15 protein-coding genes and 3 pseudogenes are annotated in these 20,066 nt (G+C 45.9%); 13 read left to right on the top strand and 5 right to left on the bottom strand.

Translation table 11 applies throughout. The features are described 5' to 3' along the window. Window positions 1-100: 100 nt before the first annotated feature. A complete protein-coding gene (locus BXP28_RS11505) occupies window positions 101-1,882 on the top strand; it encodes an immune inhibitor A domain-containing protein (RefSeq protein WP_051427922.1) in 1,782 nt (593 codons plus the stop codon). Between the two features lie 165 nt (window positions 1,883-2,047). Here BXP28_RS11505 and BXP28_RS11500 read toward each other — a convergent pair whose 3' ends face one another. Both BXP28_RS11500 and BXP28_RS11495 read right to left on the bottom strand, forming a co-directional pair. Further along, window positions 2,048-2,326: a DUF2653 family protein gene (locus BXP28_RS11500; RefSeq protein ID WP_036655049.1), complete on the bottom strand. Its 279-nt coding sequence runs from the start codon at window positions 2,324-2,326 to the stop codon at window positions 2,048-2,050. After that, the gene (locus tag BXP28_RS11495) at window positions 2,326-2,757 is read right to left on the bottom strand and encodes a hypothetical protein (RefSeq protein ID WP_023482849.1); all 432 of its coding nucleotides are present in this window, start codon (window positions 2,755-2,757) and stop codon (window positions 2,326-2,328) included. Before BXP28_RS11495 ends, BXP28_RS11500 begins: the two co-directional genes overlap by 1 nt. 127 nt (window positions 2,758-2,884) lie before the next feature. Between BXP28_RS11495 and BXP28_RS11490 the strand changes: the two genes are divergently transcribed. Beyond that, entirely contained in the window at window positions 2,885-3,439 is a 555-nt protein-coding gene (locus tag BXP28_RS11490; protein WP_036655047.1) for a DUF309 domain-containing protein, read from the top strand. On the opposite strand, the gene BXP28_RS11485 is transcribed toward BXP28_RS11490, so the two are convergent. Together BXP28_RS11485 and BXP28_RS11480 are read right to left on the bottom strand one after the other, a co-directional pair. Beyond that, a complete protein-coding gene (locus BXP28_RS11485) occupies window positions 3,436-4,026 on the bottom strand; it encodes a beta-class carbonic anhydrase (protein ID WP_023482847.1) in 591 nt (196 codons plus the stop codon). The two genes, BXP28_RS11490 and BXP28_RS11485, sit on opposite strands and share 4 nt — an antisense overlap. Window positions 4,027-4,048: 22 nt before the next feature. Beyond that, the gene (locus BXP28_RS11480; protein ID WP_036655044.1) at window positions 4,049-4,384 is read right to left on the bottom strand and encodes an iron-sulfur cluster biosynthesis family protein; all 336 of its coding nucleotides are present in this window, start codon (window positions 4,382-4,384) and stop codon (window positions 4,049-4,051) included. A gap of 106 nt (window positions 4,385-4,490) precedes the next feature. Here BXP28_RS11480 and BXP28_RS11475 point away from each other — a divergent pair, with 106 nt between their 5' ends. Beyond that, window positions 4,491-6,011 carry a carboxypeptidase M32 gene (locus BXP28_RS11475; RefSeq protein ID WP_023482845.1) on the top strand — a complete coding sequence of 507 codons (1,521 nt, stop codon included), beginning with the start codon at window positions 4,491-4,493 and terminating at the stop codon, window positions 6,009-6,011. Window positions 6,012-6,600: 589 nt separating this feature from the next. Here the strand turns inward: BXP28_RS11475 and BXP28_RS11470 are convergent. Then, the gene (locus tag BXP28_RS11470) at window positions 6,601-7,560 is read right to left on the bottom strand and encodes a transposase (RefSeq protein WP_046655122.1); all 960 of its coding nucleotides are present in this window, start codon (window positions 7,558-7,560) and stop codon (window positions 6,601-6,603) included. A 417-nt stretch (window positions 7,561-7,977) separates the two neighbouring features. Here BXP28_RS11470 and BXP28_RS11465 point away from each other — a divergent pair. The 10 genes and pseudogenes from BXP28_RS11465 to miaA form a co-directional block, all read left to right on the top strand. Further along, a pseudogene (locus BXP28_RS11465) lies at window positions 7,978-8,622 on the top strand (ABC transporter substrate-binding protein); the annotation flags it as partial. Window positions 8,623-8,669: 47 nt separating this feature from the next. Continuing rightward, a pseudogene (locus BXP28_RS11460) lies at window positions 8,670-9,464 on the top strand (ABC transporter ATP-binding protein). 164 nt (window positions 9,465-9,628) lie between these two features. Continuing rightward, window positions 9,629-10,065 (top strand): annotated as a pseudogene (locus BXP28_RS11455) (ABC transporter permease); the annotation flags it as partial. 118 nt (window positions 10,066-10,183) lie between these two features. Further along, window positions 10,184-11,146 (top strand): aromatic acid exporter family protein, encoded by a 963-nt coding sequence (locus tag BXP28_RS11450; RefSeq protein WP_023482840.1) that lies wholly within the window; start codon window positions 10,184-10,186, stop codon window positions 11,144-11,146. Window positions 11,147-11,243: 97 nt separating this feature from the next. After that, window positions 11,244-11,813, top strand: a complete 570-nt coding sequence (locus BXP28_RS11445; protein ID WP_023482839.1) for an outer spore coat protein CotE — start codon at window positions 11,244-11,246, stop codon at window positions 11,811-11,813. 101 nt (window positions 11,814-11,914) lie between these two features. Then, window positions 11,915-13,270 carry a putative amidoligase domain-containing protein gene (locus BXP28_RS11440; protein WP_023482838.1) on the top strand — a complete coding sequence of 452 codons (1,356 nt, stop codon included), beginning with the start codon at window positions 11,915-11,917 and terminating at the stop codon, window positions 13,268-13,270. Between the two features lie 123 nt (window positions 13,271-13,393). Continuing rightward, a complete protein-coding gene (gene mutS / locus BXP28_RS11435; RefSeq protein ID WP_023482837.1) occupies window positions 13,394-16,075 on the top strand; it encodes a DNA mismatch repair protein MutS in 2,682 nt (893 codons plus the stop codon). Window positions 16,076-16,105: 30 nt separating this feature from the next. Beyond that, on the top strand, window positions 16,106-18,154 hold the full coding sequence (mutL, locus tag BXP28_RS11430) for a DNA mismatch repair endonuclease MutL (RefSeq protein WP_023482836.1): 2,049 nt from the start codon (window positions 16,106-16,108) through the stop codon (window positions 18,152-18,154). 120 nt (window positions 18,155-18,274) lie between these two features. Continuing rightward, complete coding sequence (locus BXP28_RS11425) at window positions 18,275-19,054, top strand: class I SAM-dependent methyltransferase (protein ID WP_036656949.1); 780 nt, start codon at window positions 18,275-18,277, stop codon at window positions 19,052-19,054. Further along, window positions 19,042-20,004, top strand: a complete 963-nt coding sequence (gene miaA, locus BXP28_RS11420; RefSeq protein ID WP_023482834.1) for a tRNA (adenosine(37)-N6)-dimethylallyltransferase MiaA — start codon at window positions 19,042-19,044, stop codon at window positions 20,002-20,004. The genes BXP28_RS11425 and miaA overlap by 13 nt, the downstream gene beginning before the upstream one ends. Window positions 20,005-20,066 lie beyond the last annotated feature (62 nt).

The following is a 20,066-nucleotide window of genomic DNA, read 5'->3' as shown; positions in this document are numbered from 1 at the left end:
AGCCCGCGGAGAGAACGCCGGTGTAGAGGAAAGCGGGGATACGGAGAACCGCTCTATTGCCCCTAAGAAAAAAGCATTTACTGACAATGCGGTAGTGGCGTTGATTGAATTCCCGGATTATAAGCATAACCAAATCAAAAAAGGGCAGATGTTCTGGACAGCTGACTTTAGCCCGGTGCATTATAAGCAGCTGTTGTTTAACCCGAATGGGTATACGACCAAGGAAGGCTTCAAGACCGATACCATGACCCAGTATTACAACGAACAGTCAGCAGCTACATGGAATCCGAACGGGACGGTAACACCTTGGATTATGGCCCAAAATAACGCCGCCTATTACGGTGCCCATAAGGGTAGTTCCAAAGATGCGAATCCCCGTGAACTGGTAAAGGGGACTCTAGAGGCAATAGGGAAACAAATTGCCGGGAACGAAGCCTTGTACGATCAGCGGGATCCGTATGATCTGGATGGGGATGGAAATACAATGGAGCCTGATGGAATACTTGACAATCTGTTCATTGTTCATTCAGGAATGGGTGAGGACGCGATTTGGGCTCACAGATCCACACTTCGCCAGCCAGTTGAGATTCCGGGTACTAAGCTGAAAGCCTACGATTATATTATTCAGCCGGAAGACGGAGCTATTGGCGTATTTGTTCATGAATACGGGCATAACCTGGGATTGCCCGACGAATACGATACGGCTTACTCGGGAAGCGGTTCACCGATTGAAGCGTGGTCCGTCATGTCAGGAGGAAGCTGGTCAGGACAAATCCCGGGGACAGAACCAACTGGATTTAGCCCGTGGGCGAAGCTGTTTTTAAGCAAAACATATGGACTCGATTGGCCGACAGCCAAAACTACCAACTTTGATGAGCTAAAAAATAAGCAGAATGTTACATTAAGTGAGGCGGTTGAACAAAAGAAAAAAGGGAAAATCCTGAAAATCGACTTGCCGGATGTGCCTAAGCAGGCACCCACCCAGCCTATAGAAGGAAAGAATGCATATTTTTCTACTAAAGGGGACCGTTTGACCACAAGCATGATGTCTACTCCTTTGGATCTAACGGAATCCAAATCCGTCCAGCTGACTTTTGATTCGTGGAGAGACATTGAGAAGGGATATGACTTCCTTAATGTTAATGCAATTGATGAGTCAGGTGGTAAGACGAAAGTGAAAGCTTACTCTGATACTACAGGCAAATGGGTGACAGAGAAAATGGATCTTTCCGGGTTCGTCGGCAAAAAGGTGAAACTTGAATTTGAGTATGTAACAGACGAGTATACTTCCGGAGAAGGGGCTTTCCTTGACAATATTCAAGTAGAGGCAGATGGCAGCATTATTTTGAAAGACCAGGCAGAAGGAACAGGAGAATTCACGTTGAACGGTTTTAAAGTATTTGACGGGTCCCCTACTTATTTCCCCAATTATTATTTGGTAGAGTACCGCACTCATAATGGGGTAGACAAGGGCTTGCTCCACCGTTCGGTTCCGTATGATCCGGGAATGGTCGTCTGGTATTACGACGGACGCTACGAGGAAGATAATCAGACGGGAAAACATCCGGGGTATGGTTTTCTAGGTGTTGTGGATGCTCACCAGACTGCATTGAAAGATAAAGCCGGTAAGGCAGCAAAAACTTCCGTCCAGATCAAGGACGCTGCCTTTGGTTTTGACAAAACACGTCCTATCCAATTCGGCGATGTGACCCAACTTGGCCTGCCGGGAATCCCGACTTTCTCGGATGGACTCGATTATTCTACACCCTTTAATCCGGCTGGTGGCAAAATCCTCCCGAAAAACGGAATCAATATTAAACTGAAATCTGAGAACAAACGGCAGGGCAATATTTTATTGGAAGTATCTATAGCAAAAAAATAGAAGCTTGCCAAAATTAAAGCTGTCGACAAACAGGTAGCACGATCCTGAAACAGGCACGATCCTCAAAGAGGAACGTGCCTGTTTCGAAAAAAATCATTTGCCTGACCATGTTATCTTATATTTTGCCCGGAAGCGATGATCCTTATAGGCAGGAAACAACTTGTTTTATGTTTCTATATAAGCAACAATTTCATCTTCCAAGTCTAGTTTGATCTGGTTTCGAAATACCCGTTCCCCCATTTGTGTAAACATGAACTGCTCAATAGCTTCCAGGAGATTGGCTTCAATGAGAACCTGGCTTCGCTCTCCCCAGAATACTTCAGCCGAATAACCAAATTCTTCATCCCAATGAAGAACCACTTCTATATCCGCGGGCTCAAGTTGTTTACGTGTGGACATATTCAGGCACACGGCATTGATGATATCCTGTTCATCAAGTCTCATTATTCGTACTTCCTCCGGTTATTCATATTGCGGTTTTGCCTGAATAGGCTAAATATTTTGCGGATCAGTACGATGATGAGAATAATAGCGAGCACGTTCACCAGCAGGCCAAGAATGCTTCCGACAAAGCCCATGTTTCCAAATAATCCTCCAAACAACAGTCCGGCGAGTCCTCCAATAAACAAGCCCTTCATCAGTCCACCATTAAAAAATCCGCCCTTGTTTGGAGTTTGTGTGGTTGTGTTAGACTTGTTCGTGGAAGTATTGGATTGATTTTTGGTTACATTATTGGAAGGCTGGTCTTTAGGTGTATAGCTTTTGCGGGTGGAGCTGTATCCTCCTTTTTTGGCATCTACAGGATGAGGATTAGCCATGGAAAGCGAGAATGTAACCAGTAAAGCTATACATAGTAAACCGATTTTTTTCATCATAAATCAAGTCCTACCTCCAAAATAAAGTCTGATTTTGCAGACAGCTGTTGCAAGCGGTCTACGTAAACATATACGATAAAAGAAGCAACAGGTTTCAACATTTTTTCCGGAAGGAGAAGTGGGAGAAGTGACGGATTATTCCGGTGCCTATATAAACTTTCTTATTCACTTTCATACTGACCGAGATTATTTTGAATGTCATGAGATTTTAGAAGAATATTGGAAGGCTCATCCGGAGCATCCTTTAAGCCGCTCCTTTGTGCTTCTGATTCAGATTGCGGTAGCCCAGTATCATGAAAGGCGGGGGAACAGAAGAGGGGCATTAAAGATGCTTCAGAGCGCGGATATGTATTTTCACCCTGAACAGATCAGCGATCTAGGTCTTGATCCTGAACGACTCAGGGAAGAACTGGAAGAACGCAAAAAAGACTTAGCGAGGGACGGCAGGCCGTTTACTGATTTAAACTTGCCTATCCGCGACCCTGCACTAAGCCTGTTGTGCCAGGAAAGTTGCCGATCTTCCGGTCTTCAATGGGGAGTACTGAGCGATATTCAAAACGATGAGCTAGTCCATCGTCACACAAGGAGAGACCGATCATCCGTTATTGAAGAAAGACGGTTGCAAAAAGAACGGAAAGAGAATCAAAGACGATCTACTCTTGAACCCAGGACAGATGGTTAAGCCGGTTCAGTGGAACCGGCTACCGCATTTTTGTACCCTTCTTCCACAAGTTCCAGCTCTCCTGTAGCAGGATCTATAACCAAACCGTGAACAGGAAGACTTGGGGGAAGGAGAGGGTGATTGCGGATTACCGATAAGCTCTTTGCAACCGCCTCATTGACTTCGTTAAAGCCCCGAAGCCATTTTTCAAGACGGATGCCCGAGTGCTCCAACGTATTCAGCACTACTTGGCTGATCCCTCTTTCCTGGGCCTTATTCAAAACGGAGTTTGCATTTAATCCTGTCATGCCGCATTCTTTATGGCCAATAACAAGCACTTCGTCTGCATTCAGTTCGTAGACCGCTACAATAATGCTTCTCATAACGCTACCGAAAGGATGGGAGACCAGAGCCCCTGCATTCTTGATTATTTTGGCATCTCCGTTACGAAGATTCAGGGCACGTGGAAGGAGTTCTACCAGCCTTGTATCCATGCAGGTCAGAATGACCATGCGTTTATCAGGAAATTTGTCTGTTAAGAATTCTTCATATTGTTTGTTGTCGACAAATGTTTTATTGTACTCCAGAATGTTTGAAAGTAATGACATGGGTTTCCCTCCTTCAAATCCATTAATTCTGTATATGTTTTTTGTTAACCAGATTTATAGACACACTGTAAATCTGGTTTGGGCTGCTCAAAGTGAACGCCTTGGAGTCTTTTGAATAATCAATCTTTATATCTTCTTCAAAAAAGATCTCCTGCTTAGGGTTATATAATACATCGAATGAGCTTCCCCGGGCAATCTTATCGGTAGGCTTGCATTCATTTACAAGCCAAAGGGCCGGAACTCCGTCAACTGCACATCCGCAGCCCTCAATATCGTATACGAGCTTCAACCATGTGGAAGGTTCCTGTAAGAGAGGGCTCAATATTCTCTCTGCTGTCTCTGTTATCGTTAGATGCATGTAGCTCAGCTCCTTTTAATTAGTTTACCATATGCTCTTTTATTTGATAAAGTGGTGTGAAGGAAGTATCATTTAAATAGGACAAATTTGGAAAGGGGATTTGAAAATGAGTTCAACAGATTTCACGGTTCAATTAGATGGATTCAAGCAGCTTGTTCGTAAAATAAACCATTATAATGAAGCCGTTGGTCTTATGTACTGGGATTTACGGACGGGAGCCCCGCGTAAAGGTGTGGAGCAACGTTCCGAAGTGATTGGGGAATTATCAACAGAAGTATTCCGAATGTCGGTTTCCGATGAGATGGGGTGTTACCTCGATTTCTTTATGCAGCATCATAATCTGAACCAGCTGGATGAGGTTTCCCGTAAAATGGTGCTGGAATGCAAGAAAGACTATGACCGCAGCAAAAAAATTCCGGAGAAGAAGTACCAGGAGTATGTGATCTTAACTTCACAAGCAGAGACGGCCTGGGAGGAGGCTAAGGAGGAGTCTGACTTCGCGAAATTCCAGCCTTACCTGGAAAAAATCGTGAAGTTTAACCAGGAGTTTGTGGAGCTTTGGGGTTATGAAGGGAATAAATACAACACGCTACTTGATATGTACGAGCCGGGCATGACAGTAGAGAAACTCGATGAAGTATTCGGCAAACTTCGTAGTGAAGTAGTGCCTCTCTTGGCGGAGATTCAAAAATCGGGTCAGCAGCCGGACTTGTCCTGCCTGAAACAGGAATTTGATGTAGATAAGCAAAAAGCTTTCAGCAGGTTTATGTTGGGTGAACTGAATTATGATTTTGCCGCCGGAAGACTGGATGAAACAGTCCATCCTTTTGCCACAGGATTAAACCCGGGGGATGTTCGAATTACAACCCGATATTTGAAAGAGGATGTAGTAAGTGCTTTATTTGGCACGATCCATGAGTGCGGGCATGCTTTATACGAGCAAAATATTTCCAAAGATCTGGCTGGTACGAACCTATGTTCAGGTACATCGATGGGCATACATGAATCTCAATCCCGCTTCTGGGAAAATAAAATAGGCCGCAGCCACGAATTCTGGTCTAAATACTTCAGAAAGCTGCAGGAAACATTCCCTGGCCAATTCGATGAGATAAATGTGGATACATTATACAAAGCGATTAACCATACCGAGCCTTCCCTAATCCGGATCGAAGCAGATGAGCTTACATACAATTTACATATTATGATCCGTTATGAAATCGAGAAGGGACTCATAGACGGGGATATTCAGGTTGCGAATCTCCCTAAGGTTTGGAATGCCAAGTACAAGGAATATCTGGGCATTGAACCTCAGAACGATAGTGAAGGGGTTCTACAGGATGTGCACTGGTCTGGCGGTTCCTTCGGTTATTTCCCGTCTTATGCCTTGGGTAATATGTATGCGGCCCAATTCCTGCATAAGATGAAAGAAGACATTCTGGATTTTGATAATCTCGTAGCTGATGGAAACTTTAAGCCCATCAAAAATTATTTGACAGAACATATTTATCAATACGGAAAACTGCTCGACCCTAACGAAATTGTTCAAAAAGTAACAGGGGAAGAATTGAATCCGCAGTATCTAGTCGATTATCTGAAAAACAAATACAAGTCAATTTATGGATTGTAATTCTGTTGAGATAAGGGACACCTTTTTTCAAGCTGCAAGCTTCAAAGGGGTGTCTTTGTTGTCTCTGCAATGGTACACAGGATTGATGGTACTTCTTTCTGCCTTTTAAGTAACCTCACTGTTTTTTAGTTTCACTACCTCCTAGACTCCACTATCTTTCTTAACTTTACGCTTAGCTCCACTATCCCATTGGTTCAGGAAAGTACTATGAGATAGTTTAGATGCTTTATTGCTAAAGGCCCCAGTATTAATAACGCATTCGGAATGAATCAGCATTGAATTTAAAAAGAACTGCTATTTTAAAAGCTGATTATCAAAATTCATCCAAAATTAAACAATTATAATATACGACATATAGAGAAGACTCTCATAGGATAAAAAACATATAAAATCCAGCCATTAACAAGTTCAATTAGCAGTTTGAGGATCAACATGACGTCATGAAATATTCTCAAGATGCAGTCTCAATAATCCAAACGAAGACCATGTACATTTTCAATATGCAATCAGTTAAATGTCAATAATCCAAAAGGCAAACTAATCCTGTGGAGTCCGTGTTATATTTCAAGAAAAATCCAAATTACCTGGATCAAGCAGCTGTTGGCGCGTATGGAAGTACGGGGTCGTTAGATGGGGTACAAGATCGGTTCAATGCAGGGGAAACCACCGCCATACATAATTGTAATAGCTGCTCCCAAGGGGATGTATGGTGGAGCGATAGATTATATCGAAAACAGTATTCATCCAGGTATGTTTGAAGATATTTGATCCCTATTCCGTGAAAGGTATCATTCATCCAACTCCATGCCTGCTTGAAGGCAAGATATAAGGGGTTATTGCTGCGAACCCGGTATTTTTGACGGATGATCGATATGTCAGAAGCTGTTTTATCAATATGCTGCTTGGTGAAATGTTCACAATCGGAGTGAAGCGGCAATTTCCTGGGGCGATACGTGCCAGTATGTTCAGTACAAACAGACTCCCAGAGCTTCATTTTGAGCTCCCCTACTTCTTTAGTGGGTGAAACGGATGCGGCTGCGAACAAGGGATACACTCGCAGGTTATATTGCCTAGTAGCATGGTGGCCATAGAAGGCTACGATGCCATTCACTTTCCCTGTCAGAGGCCGAGTAGAATCGACACGGCCCAAGGCAGCCCGGATTTTGCGGAGCATCAACCATGCAGTCTTGTAGGTTACCCCAATTATCAAACTGAGCCGGACGGCATGAATACCGGTATCAGAACGGGAGATAAGCCATAATGCAGTGAGCCACTTGTGAAGAGGCGTACGGCTACCTTCCAAGACTGTACCTGCAATAAGTGATGTCTGGTGACGGCAAGCACGGCACTCGAAAAGAGGAAGCCTGCGTGTCCGGATCTTGTAGGCATGGGAATGCTGGCAGCGAGGGCATACAAAGCCAGTAGGCCATTTCAACTGATAAAGAAAAGGGATGCAAGAAAATTCGGTAGGAAATTGACGCTGCAATTCTTCGAGAGTAGCAATAGATTGGAGTTCTTCTAAAGTAGCAGTAGAATGTAAATTTTCCAGAGCAATAGGTCGCGGGGCTTCTATCAAGGTAACCTCCTTGTCAGGACTTTCAAAAAAATCGGATTTATAGTTAAAAGAAATTTGAAATTTAACAGGAACGTGCGTTTGCAATTCCATTATACCGAACATACATTCCTATATCAAGGTAATTTTTTCTTTTTCCTTAATGCTTTTTCTTTGACTTTTTGCAAAAGGTATATGTTTCGAGATTCGATCCATAGTTCCTGAATGAAGGGGAGAGTGGAGCTAAGGGTTCTTTCAGGAACCCCTTTGAAGGGAGGGTAAAGCATTGGAACGAAGTGAGGCCCCTAGTTTAGAGTAAACCATATTAAAAACGGACCAGGGATAGACCTAGAAAACGAAACATTACCTGCTTTAACCGCCTAACAGGCACCTGCATACGATACAATACGGATTACGACTTCTGGCGGAGATAAAACTATGGCAGCGCTTTTTTCGGGAGGCATTGACGTAGGGCTGGTAGGAGCTGAAACATCGATTTATGTATATCAGCAGGGGACTGATGATCCGGCCATCAATTTTGCCCAAGTGACTCAAACTGACGGGACCTTTCTGGTATCCCGCAAAACAAAAGGGGAGTTTGACTGGAGCAGTCTGAAAGGAGCCAGTTATCTGGGACTGCGTAAGGGCGGGATGCCTCAGATGGCTGGGGAATATTGCCTCATTCGGGACAGAGAGCGGAAAGCTGCCCTACACCGTGTATATGGCAAGCAGAGTTTTATCAAGAAAAAAGAAGAAGTTGTTCAAAAATTCTCAAATGCCATTTATAAAGCGCAAAAACGGATATTGGAAAAAAGTGTGAATGAAATTGCTGATGCCGTTGCCCCTTACTTCAAGGATAAGGAAATTGAGATCATACGCAGTGTGCTACAGCGTTATAAGGATCAGGGTACTTACGCGAGTGATCCTACTATTGATTAAGAGGAATGGGACCATTTGCAGAAGATCATGACCATGGCAGGGGAACTAAAGCAAAATGTGGATTGGGGCAAGCATGTTGACAATTCATATGCAGATAAAGCCAAGCAGAATGTAAAGTGAGTAAGATGGGGATTTGGAAAAAATCAAGGAAAGGAGGAAGCAAACGGATGGATACGACTATTGTAGTTGAAGATGTAACACACGTATACGTGACACCCGAAAAAGCCTCTTTGGCTCTAGAATCAATATGCTTGACGGTTGAGCCGGGAGAGTTTGTGAGCTTGGTGGGACCGAGTGGATGTGGCAAAACTACACTACTTTCTATAATCTCGGGTTTATTTACTCCAACCCGGGGTAAAATTGAATTGGCTGGACAAAAGGTAGTGGGCCCATCTACCAAAGTTGGGTAAATGCTTCAACAGGATTATCTCTTCCCATGGAGATTGATTTATGAGAATGCGGTGATCGGTTTAGAGCTTCAGGGAAAACGGACCCCGGAGAATGAACAGTATGTGGATCATTTGTTGGAGGAGATGGGGCCTTTCTCCAATAATCACGATTCACCCGCACAGCTTTCAGGGGGCATGAGACAGAGGGTAGCTCTTGTCCGGACACTGGCAACAAAACCGGATTATATGCTCTTAGATGAACCTTTCTCCGCTCTTGACTATCAAACTAAACTTCAACTAGAGGATTTGGTAGCTGAGACGCTCAAAGCACATAAGAAAACCGCTTTGCTTGTTACCCACGATATCTCTGAGGCTATCGCAATGAGCGACCGGGTAATTGTACTTGAACCAAGTCCCGGCCTGATTCGCCGGCAAGTTACTATTCCGCCTGAAATTCGCAGCCTCCTTCCTTTTTCAGCGAGAGATCAAGCAGGTTTCCAGCGGCTTTTCCAGGAGATTTGGCAGGAATTTGAGGACATGAGGGTAAGGGGAGGTTGTCCTGATGGTGGATAAAAGGCAGTTAGCTTCAGCAGCCCCTGAACTGCCATCCCGGATATATGAACAAGATCAGAAGCGTCGTAAAATCGAAGCACGGTGGATTAGAATCACCCAATTAATTATTCTAATTACTGGGCTCGGCTTATGGGAAGTGGCGGGAAGAAATAATTGGATCGATGTTGGCATTGGGACCTCTCTTTATTGTAGGTTTCGGTCCCGGAATGATGTCAATTATAGCCACAACTCTATCCGTAACGATTATCATAACAACGATCGTAGTTTATGGAAGTTTTAAAGAGATCGATGATAATTTTGTCAAAGTAATCCGGGTATTTGGAGGTAATAAGAATGCCGTATTTCGCAAAGTGATTCTGCCTGCTTCCTTTCCGGCTATTGTAGCTACGCTGAAGACGAATGTCGGATTGGCCTGGGTTGGTGTGATTGTCGGTGAATTTCTGGTTTCAAAAATGGGTCTCGGCTATCTGATCGTATACGTTTTCATGTGTTCAATTTTACATTAGTCATGTCAAGTTTGTTTGTGATCGCCGCGGTGGCTACGTTTATGTACCAAGGGGTTGTTTATCTAGAAAATAAGCTGATCAGGAAACGGAAATAATAAAATTCTTTCGAATACTTGGGCTTCCGCCGCTTGATAGAACCGGTCCTTGGCCGTTAAAATAAAGTATCAAATTTACCAGATAAAGAACTAGAAATCGGACCATCGGAGAAAAAGGATGAATATTAAACGCTTTATAGGAATTCGGGTTATAAAAACAGCCATTGCTGTGATTGTCTCTATTACGCTGGCCAGCTGGATAGGCCTGAAGAATCCCAATTCCGCAGGCCTATTGTCTATTTTGGGGATAGAAGTGACGAAAAGGAAAGGACTCAGAAGCGCATTCGCTCGAATCAGTGCGTCGATTCTCGGTCTGCTCGTGGCTTCCGCTTTGTTCAGCATGCTGGGGTTTCATGTATGGGTCATCAGTTTGTTTGTCCTGGTCGTCTTTCCGATACTTCACCGGCTTCGCTTATCGGATGGCGCTGTAACAGGTTCAGTTACGATGTTCCATCTGTATTTGGCTCAAACCATTACTGCTGAGCTTGTCCTTAATGAAATTTTGCTGCTCTTTGTAGGGCTCGGATCTGCCACATTGATCAACATCATGTATTTTCCTAAAAACGACGAGATGATCAGAGCCTATAAATCTAAATTGGAACAGCTGTATGCCTCTATATTTTTACATATAGCAGAACATTTGAAAGACGAAACGGTAGTATGGGACGGAAGTGAACTGCTGGAAGCAAGCCGGCTCGTCGAAGAAGGAGCTTATAAAGTCTCACATTCTCTGGAAAACTCCCTCGTCTTTGGGCAGGACGCCTATGTATACTGGCAAATGTATTTTTATATGAGAAGGGAGCAGCTTGAGTCTATCCAGCGTATGCTGGGATTAGTTGCCCAGGTTAGCAGGACTATCCCGCAAGGGGAAAGCCTGTCCTCTATTTTTGAAGAACTTAGTGAAGATGTAAAGAAAGAATATTATACCGGACGCAGCGAACAAAAATTGAAAGAGCTGGAAGACCGATATAAGAAGATGCCCCTCCCTACTACAAGGGAAGAGTTTGAGCTTCGTTCGGCCTTGCTCCAGCTTACCCGGGAACTCTACATTTATTTAATGGAAGCGAAAAAGCAAAAATAGAAGAAGTAGTGTCCCACTTCCTCAAAAGTTTTTGTCACCCTAGACGAATGTCCTGCATACACTTGTAATGAATGATGTATGGAGGAGGTTTGAAAGGATGTCAATAGATAAAGATTTGCAATGCAGAGAGATCATCACCAAAGCTGTCTGCGGCAAAGGACGCAAATTCTCTCACGTAAGCCATACCGTGACTCCGCCTCATGCTCCAACCAGTATCTTAGGCGCTTGGATTATTAATAATCAATATGAAGCCGTAAAATCTGGCGATGGGGTTGAAGTAGTTGGAAGTTACGATATCAACATCTGGTATTCTTATGATCGGAATACGAAGACCGATGTTGCTAAAGAAACGGTATCTTACGTAGAAGCGGTTGGACTATCGTATGTGGATAAAAAACATAAATCCTCTACAGCCGAAGTCGTTGCTGTTGCTACTCAAGAGCCTAACTGTGTAGAAGCGAGCATCTCCTCCGGCGGCGGCCATGTCATCATCCGGGTAGAGCGGGAATTCCAAGTGGAGATGATCGCCGAAACGAAGGTTTGTGTAGTCGTTTGCCCTCATGATTGCCATGATTATGAAGAGAAGCACGTTGATTTCGACCATCTGCATGACGAAGCGGATTTTGAAGAGCTGGATCCCGATCTGCTTGATGACGATTTAATTTAGAACCTACAATCAGTATATGCAGCATAATACCGTAGGGCAGAGGGCGTTTGCCCTCTTTTTGTTTGTAAAAGGAAAAATAGGCGAAAAGAGGGGAGAAGCTCATGTATGCAGACAAATCTGCTGCCGAAAATAAACTAGATGCCGGGGAGAAGAGGGACTATTCAGATGCTTTGCCGATACAGAGCGACAGGGCTGTAAAAGGAGCAAGGGACAAGAAAAAAGTAAACGAATGCTTGCGAATGCACGGGATCAAAACGGCAAGGGATTATAACCGCAATGAAAAACCTTATGTTCATGAATACCGGATTTGGATTGGGCATTTGGAAGTGATAGGAATGGAAGAAGAGGCGAAAAACCTTTTATCGGGTATTTCTCAAGCCGTGTTATTCGGCAGGTCAGAAAAGAAAGAGATCCGATTGCATGAACTTACTTTTCATGAACGACGGGCGGTCAAGGAAGCTAGTAAGGCTGTCTATGCTTTGGGACTCAGTTCGGCAGAAGTCATCGTTGGTATCCTGGCAAGCGGACATACGCTTATAAAGGAGGTAAATCCTGACCCGGTCTTGCCTCCCCGTATTTTAGGTAAATGGAAGGAAAGTCTTCAACTTTATGAGAAGACAATGGAGCAGGAAAGAAGTCGGACCGGCCCACCCGTACTTGGCTGTGATCCCGAATTTATACTGGTAAGCGAGCAGGGCAAAGCTGTCCGCGCTTCCCGATACCTGGATAGGGAAGGCCAGGTTGGAAGCGACGGGCTTGTCCTTCAAGGACATCAGACGGAACAACTTATCGCAGAACTGCGCCCTCTTCCTTCAGATGATCCGTTCGTGCTTATGGCTAATCTTCGCAGCGCCATGCATTTGGCTTCCCGGAAGCTGCCATTCCGGATTACCTGGCGGAGCGGCGGCATGCCGCTAAAAGGTTTTCCGCTTGGAGGACATATACATTTCAGTCATATCCGGTTGAATGTACATCTATTGCGGGCTCTCGATAATTACCTGGCAATGCCATTGGTTCTTGCGGAAGGGATAACAACCCGATTTCGCAGGCCAAGATACGGTTTCCTGGGAGATTACCGGAGGCAGCGGCATGGCGGATTCGAATACCGCTCCCTGCCAAGCTGGCTCGTTGAACCTGATTTGACCGAAGGGATCTTCTGCCTATCCGCCCTGATCGCCTCGCATTACCTTGAGCTAAATAAGCTGCCGCTACAGGAATTATCTTTTCAGCGGGCTTATTATGAAGGGGAAAAAAATATGCTGGTTGAGCCGGTTAAGGAAGTTTGGTCTGAGCTTGAGAACTTATCCGGTTACAGGAGATACAGGGCGAGGCTTGATTGGATGAAGTCAAGACTACTTTCTTTAAAACCATGGGAAGAGGAACGGGATGTCCGATTAGCGTGGGAGATTCCCCCCTTCTCCGGAGAAGAAGATTCGGATAGTCAAATCATGTTATAATAGCAAGTGTAGAAGACTTCGCCGTCCAGGACGGCGGAGTTTTCCGGTCTTACTTTTTAAGCAGAAACGATTTTGATGCTAAGTTCTTATCTTTTGATAAAAGACATGGTTTGGAGGTTACATATGTCTTCCCAATATACACCAATGATCCAACAATATCTCGCTATAAAAGAAACCGTACCGGATGCTTTTCTGTTTTTCCGACTCGGTGATTTTTACGAGATGTTTTTTGAAGATGCCCTTAATGCGGCAAGAGAACTGGAAATTACCCTGACCGGAAGAGATGGGGGGGCCAAGGAGCGTATTCCGATGTGTGGTGTTCCCTATCACTCTGCCCAGACATACATAAACCGACTAATCGAAAAGGGATATAAAGTAGCCATCTGTGAACAGGTAGAGGACCCGGCCGCTGCCAAAGGAGTGGTTAAAAGGGAGATTGTCCGGATTATTACACCAGGAACGGTAATGGACAATAAATCCCTTGGCGAAACGAGTAATAACTATATTGCGGCTATCTTCCAAACTACCGATGCATTCGGACTTTCCGCATGTGATATCTCTACAGGGGAACTTTACAGTACAAGGTTAACCGCATCCCGGGAACTGCTTGTAGATGAACTTAATACGTATATGCCTTCCGAGGTGATCGGGGAAGCCACTCTGCTTGAGGAATTAACGGTCTGGACGAAACAATGGGCTAAGCCTATTGTATACACGCCATGGGAACAAAAGGAGCCGGATTTGCTCAGCACCCATTTTGAATCAGGACAATGCGAAGGTCTGAAGACGGAAGAAGAAAACGCGCTTGTCCTGCTCCTGACTTACTTGAAGGAAACCCAGAAGAAAGCAGTAACCCATATTAAACAAATCCGCCGCTACCAGCCTACCCAATACATGACGATGGACCCGTTCACCAAACGTAATCTGGAACTGGTGGAGACTGTCCGTGACCGTACGAAAAAAGGTTCCTTACTTTGGCTGTTGGACAAAACGGTAACTGCTATGGGTGGAAGAATGCTGAGAAGGTGGATTGAGAAGCCGCTTATGAACATTTCCGGGATTGAAGAGAGATTGGAAGCCGTAGATGCACTTGTCCAGCAACTCATTCTCCGGGAAGATTTGAAATCTGGCTTGGACAAGGTTTATGATCTGGAGCGGTTGGTCGCTCGTATATCATACGGTAATGCGAATGCCCGTGACCTAGTAGCACTTCGGCAATCGCTGCGCCAGGTACCAGCATTAATGGAATTATGTCTTGACTCATCATCGAAGACTCTGCAGCGTATTGCCAGGAGGCTTGATCGCTGTGAAGATTTGGCCGGATGGATCGATGAAGCTATCGTGGACGAGCCTCCCGTTTCCGTTAGGGAAGGAGGCATGATCCGTGAAGGTTATCATGATTACCTGGACCAGCTTCGGGAAGCCAGCCGGAACGGCAAACAGTGGATTGCAGAGCTGGAACGGAAAGAAAAACAGGAAACGGGCATCAAGTCGCTTAAAATCGGCTATAATCGGGTATTCGGTTATTATATCGAGGTAACCAAAGCGAATATTCCTTCCCTGCCAGAAGGCTGGTATGAACGAAAGCAGACGCTGACCAATGCGGAACGTTTTGTGACCCCGGAACTAAAGGAGAAAGAAGCGCTCATTTTGGAAGCTGAGGAAAAAAGGGTAGACATTGAGTATGAGCTATTTGTCCAGATAAGGGACAGGATTGGAGAACACATTTCCCGTCTGCAAACCCTGGCCGAGGAAATTGCTGAGATCGATGTGTACCAGTCGCTGGCATCTGTCAGTGCAGCGCACCGTTTCGTCAAACCCGAAATCCATGAAGGTTATGAACTGATTGTTGAAGAAGGGCGGCATCCGGTTGTAGAGTCCGTATTGAACGAAGGCCAGTTTGTGGCAAACGAAACGGAACTGGTTAGGGAAGGAGGACAAATCCTACTGATCACGGGCCCGAATATGGCGGGGAAAAGCACCTACATGCGCCAGGTTGCTGTTATCTGCCTGATGGCCCAGATAGGCTGTTTTGTACCGGCTCAGAAAGCAAAAATTCCGATAACCGACCGTGTTTTCACGAGAATCGGGGCTGCGGATGACCTCATAGGTGGTCAAAGCACATTTATGGTAGAGATGATGGATATCCAGGTCATGACAGAGAAGGCAACTGAACAGAGCCTGGTCATTATTGATGAACTGGGACGAGGCACTTCAACGGGAGAAGGAATGGCTATTGCTCAGGCGGTCATTGAATATTTGCATCATGAGGTTGGGTGCAAGACGCTTGTATCGACTCACTTCCATGAGCTTGCCCACCTGGAAGAAAGCCTGCGCCATCTGCGGAATTACAGCATGGCGGTCAAGGAAAGCGGCGGACAGGTGACTTTCCTCCGCCGTCTGATCCGCGGGGCAGCCAGCACAAGTTACGGCATCTACTGTGCCGAGGTAGCGGGGCTGCCCGCTCCGATCATTCAGCGGTCTTACGAGCTGCTGAATGCGCTTAGCCTGCATCCGGTTTATCCAGATGCAGACGAGCAGGTGCGTGAATCGGCGGCAGCGGCCGAGGATTCACGTACAGAGAAGCCCCCTGCTGAGGCAGAACCGCAAGGGGCCGTGCAACTGAGCTTCTTCGCCGGGGAGGAAGAGCCGAGAGGCTTACCTTCTGCTAAGGATACGGCGAAGCCTCAGGGGGATGAAGCGGCGGAGAAAGTGATCAGCCGGCTCAAAGGGCTCGATCTGATCAATATGACGCCGCTGCAGGCCATGAACGTTATTTTTGAACTGAAACAACATTTGCAATAAAGGGAATATCCATGACAGGGGGAACCGAACGTGGGAAGAATACAACTGCTGGACGAGCAGATTTCTAACCAGATCGCTGCGGGAGAAGTGGTGGAACGGCCGGCTTCGGTAGTAAAGGAATTGGTAGAGAATTCGATTGATGCGAGCAGCACCCGTGTTGATGTTTCGATTGAAGAGGGCGGTTTGCAGTCCATCCGTGTACGGGATAACGGGTCAGGCATTGAAGCGGAAGATTGTGAGCTTGCTTTTTTTCGCCATGCAACCAGCAAAATTGCCAGGGGAAAAGACCTGTTTTCCATCCGGACATTGGGTTTTCGCGGGGAAGCTTTGCCCAGCATCGCAGCTGTCTCTAAGGTAACATGCACCACGGCTACGGATAATAACGGCCTCGGCCGCCAGATCGTGATAGAGGGGGGGAATATATGCTCTGTTCAGGAAACCGCGGCCTCCAAGGGGACCGATATTATTATAAAAGATTTGTTCTATAATACCCCGGCCCGTCTTAAATATATGAAGACGATCCAGACGGAACTCGGACATATTTCGGATTATATGTACAGACTTGCCCTTGCCCATCCCGACCGGAGCTTCACTTTGCGCCATAACGGCAATACGCTGCTGCAAACACTGGGTAACGGGGATTTGCTGCAGGTTATCGCGGCAATCTATGGGACGAACCTGGCGAAGAAGATGATCTCGCTAAAAGGGGAAAGTCTTGATTATACAGTGAGGGGTTATATCTCGAAGCCGGAGCTGACCAGGGCTAACCGGAGCGGTATCTCCATTTTTGTTAACGGCAGATATGTAAGGAGCTTCCCTCTAAATCATGCTATACTGAGCGGTTATCATACCCTGCTTCCCATCAACCGTTTTCCCCTCGTAGTACTTGAAGTCGGTATGGATCCGGGACTCGTTGATGTGAATGTGCATCCAGCTAAGCTGGAAGTACGGTTCAGCAAGGAGCAGGACTTGACCAGGTGGCTGGAGGAACTGATCAAGGAAACGCTCGGAATGCAGGTGCTCATTCCAAAGGCTGACAAACCGGCGAAAATCAGGGAACAAGTTGTGCAGGAAGAATTGCATCTTGCCCGTGCCAAGGAAGAGACAGCCCCGGCTTTTCAAGGACAGACGAAATTCAAAGAAGACAAGCCCTCACAATCTGCGCCGGTCGACAAGGAGATATTTTCCACTTCCGTTCGTTATCAGGCAGAGGATATGCACGAAAAAAGCAGAATTTCCGAATCTCCCCTTTTAGAAAGTTATGCAGATCCTAATCAATTCAGAGGATGGGAATCTTCACCTGAAGCCGGCAATTCGCCGGGTGCCGGGTCCCGCTCAAAGCCGTCGGGTTACCACTCTGATTACGGTTTCAATCACGGTTCCGGTTACCGCTCCGATTACCGTATGCCTCACGGGAACAAGCAGCCGAGCGTCCAATCGGTTAAAAGCCTGCTGCCTGAGCCGAAAGAGGAAACCGGGCAAGGCGGCGGGGTTGCTTTTCCGGAACTGACTCCGGTTGGACAGGTTCATGGGACGTATCTGGTTGCCCAGAATGAGGAAGGCTTGTTTTTAATCGATCAGCACGCGGCACATGAACGTATAAATTATGAGTACTATTATCATAAATTCGGTCAACCGGAAGAAGCGAGCCAGGAACTGCTCATGCCCATTTCGCTTGAATTCACTCCGTCGGAGGCTGCGGCCCTGAAAGACAGGCTTCATCTGCTGGAACAGGTTGGCGTTCACATCGAACCGTTCGGAGGAAATACTTTTTTGGTTCGTGCATACCCGCACTGGTTTCCAAGCGGAGATGAAAAAGAAATCATAGACGAAATGTGCGAATGGATTCTCTCGGAAAAACAGGGCGTGGATTTGGCCAAATTGCGGGAGAAATCTTCCACATTATGTTCCTGCAAAGCATCGATCAAGGCAAATCAAAATTTAAGCCGTCTTGAAATGGAAGTGCTGCTCGACCGTTTATCCGGCTGTAAAAATCCGTATACTTGCCCGCATGGCCGACCCATCGTTGTCAGTTTCTCTACCTATGAACTCGAGAAAATGTTCAAGAGAGTGATGTAGCCGGATGCAGGGGCTTTTTGACCAGGGGGTATCGTTTATGGTATCTTAAGGTGGATTCATGGAGCTGCCGTGAATCTGCTAGGAAGTTTACGGGCTGTTAAACAAGCAGGTGAGACATATTTGATCATAACGACATCGTATCAACCAACGGAGGGCCAGCTGGCCAAGGCTAAGGAAGCGGCGGACAGGCTTGAGGCTCGTTTTGTCCCGAGAAGAAAGTTTTCCATCCCTCAACTGATGGACCGCTACCATACAGAAAAAGTGATCCTGGTGGGAAAGGATGGACTGAAGGCTTATTTAAATTCAGAACCTCCTGTATTTTTCCACCCGAGTACGGCTTTTGTGAGAGCCAAGCGCATTCTTCGGGGAGAGATAGATATTATGCTGCAAGCTGCAGGAATTTCAGCCGGCGATTCCGTCCTTGATTGCACGGCGGGTTTAGCTTCAGATTCCATTGTGTTTTCTCTTGCGGCGGGAGAACAAGGAAATGTTATCTCGCTGGAAAGCGAGCAGCTGCTTTCCTTTCTGGTTGAAGAAGGGCTTAAATCTTATGTATCATCTCTGGAGCCAGTCAATCAGGCGATGAGGCGCATTCAAATTCTGCATAGGAATCATTCTGATTATCTGAAGGAAGCCGAAACGGCCAGTGTGGACATCGTGTATTTCGACCCGATGTTCCGCCAGCCTATTGAGGAATCAAGCGGTATTTACCCGCTGCGCCGGATTGCTAATCCGAAAGCCGTTGATCCGGATTCGATCCGCGAAGCCCTCCGGGTGGCAAGAAAATGTGTGGTGCTTAAGGAACACCGGGATAGCGGCGAATTTGAACGGCTCGGATTTTCGTCCATCATCAGGTCCAACACGAAAATCGCTTATGGAGTGATCTTATGCATCCAATAAATCCATCAAGTTCCCCAAAGCCGAAACTGCTCGTACTGGTAGGACCGACGGCTGTAGGGAAGACCAGATTAAGTCTGGATCTGGCCAAAGACTGGAACTGTGAAATCATTTCAGGGGATTCCATGCAGGTATACCGGGGGATGGACGTGGGTACGGCCAAGCTGTCCAAGGAAGAACAAGCTGTAGTTCCTCATCACATGATTGATATTCACGATCCTGATTATCCTTACTCTGTTTCTGAGTTTCAGGAAGCTGTCATCAGGCTGATTCCTGAGATTACGGCAAGAAAGAAACTGCCTTTTATAGTAGGGGGAACAGGATTATATGTGGAATCAGTTTGTTATAATTTTGCTTTTACTCCGGCACCCGGTGATGAAGCCTTCCGTATGGCTCAGGAAACATATGCTGATCAACATGGCGAAGAGGCCCTTTTTGCCAAACTGAAGGAGGTCGATGCCGCCTCTGCGGAGAAGCTGCATCCGAATGACAGGAGGAGAATAATCCGGGCACTGGAGATCTTCCATTTTACGGGGATTCCGTTATCCAAGCATCTGACGGACCAAAAAAAGGAGTCACCCTACGAATTATGTATCATCGGTTTGACCATGGACCGGTCTAAATTGTATGCTCGTATTGAAGAACGGGTAGATCAAATGCTTCAGTACGGTCTAGTGCAGGAAGTGGCCGGACTGCTTGAAAAGGGAATCAGTCCCGATGCGGTTTCCATGCAGGGACTTGGATACAAGGAAATCGTCCGTTATTTGCTTGGAGAGATTACATTGGAAGAAGCAGCTCAGTTGTTGAAGAGAAACACCCGTCGGTTTGCCAAAAGACAGCTTTCCTGGTTTCGCCACATGAAAGAGATTGAATGGGTGGATATGATAGAAGAGGAGAATTATGCTATTCAACGTCAGAAGATTAATGATATAATAACAGGAAAGCTTGCATAGGATATCGAATATTATTTAGGAGCAATTGATGAAACTAAAAATACGAACCGTTTATATCTAAA

Source organism: Paenibacillus larvae subsp. larvae (assembly GCF_002003265.1).
Taxonomy (GTDB): domain Bacteria; phylum Bacillota; class Bacilli; order Paenibacillales; family NBRC-103111; genus Paenibacillus_H; species Paenibacillus_H larvae.
The sequence above is the reverse complement of the archived record's forward strand: the minus strand, read 5'-3'. Positions and strand labels throughout refer to the sequence as shown.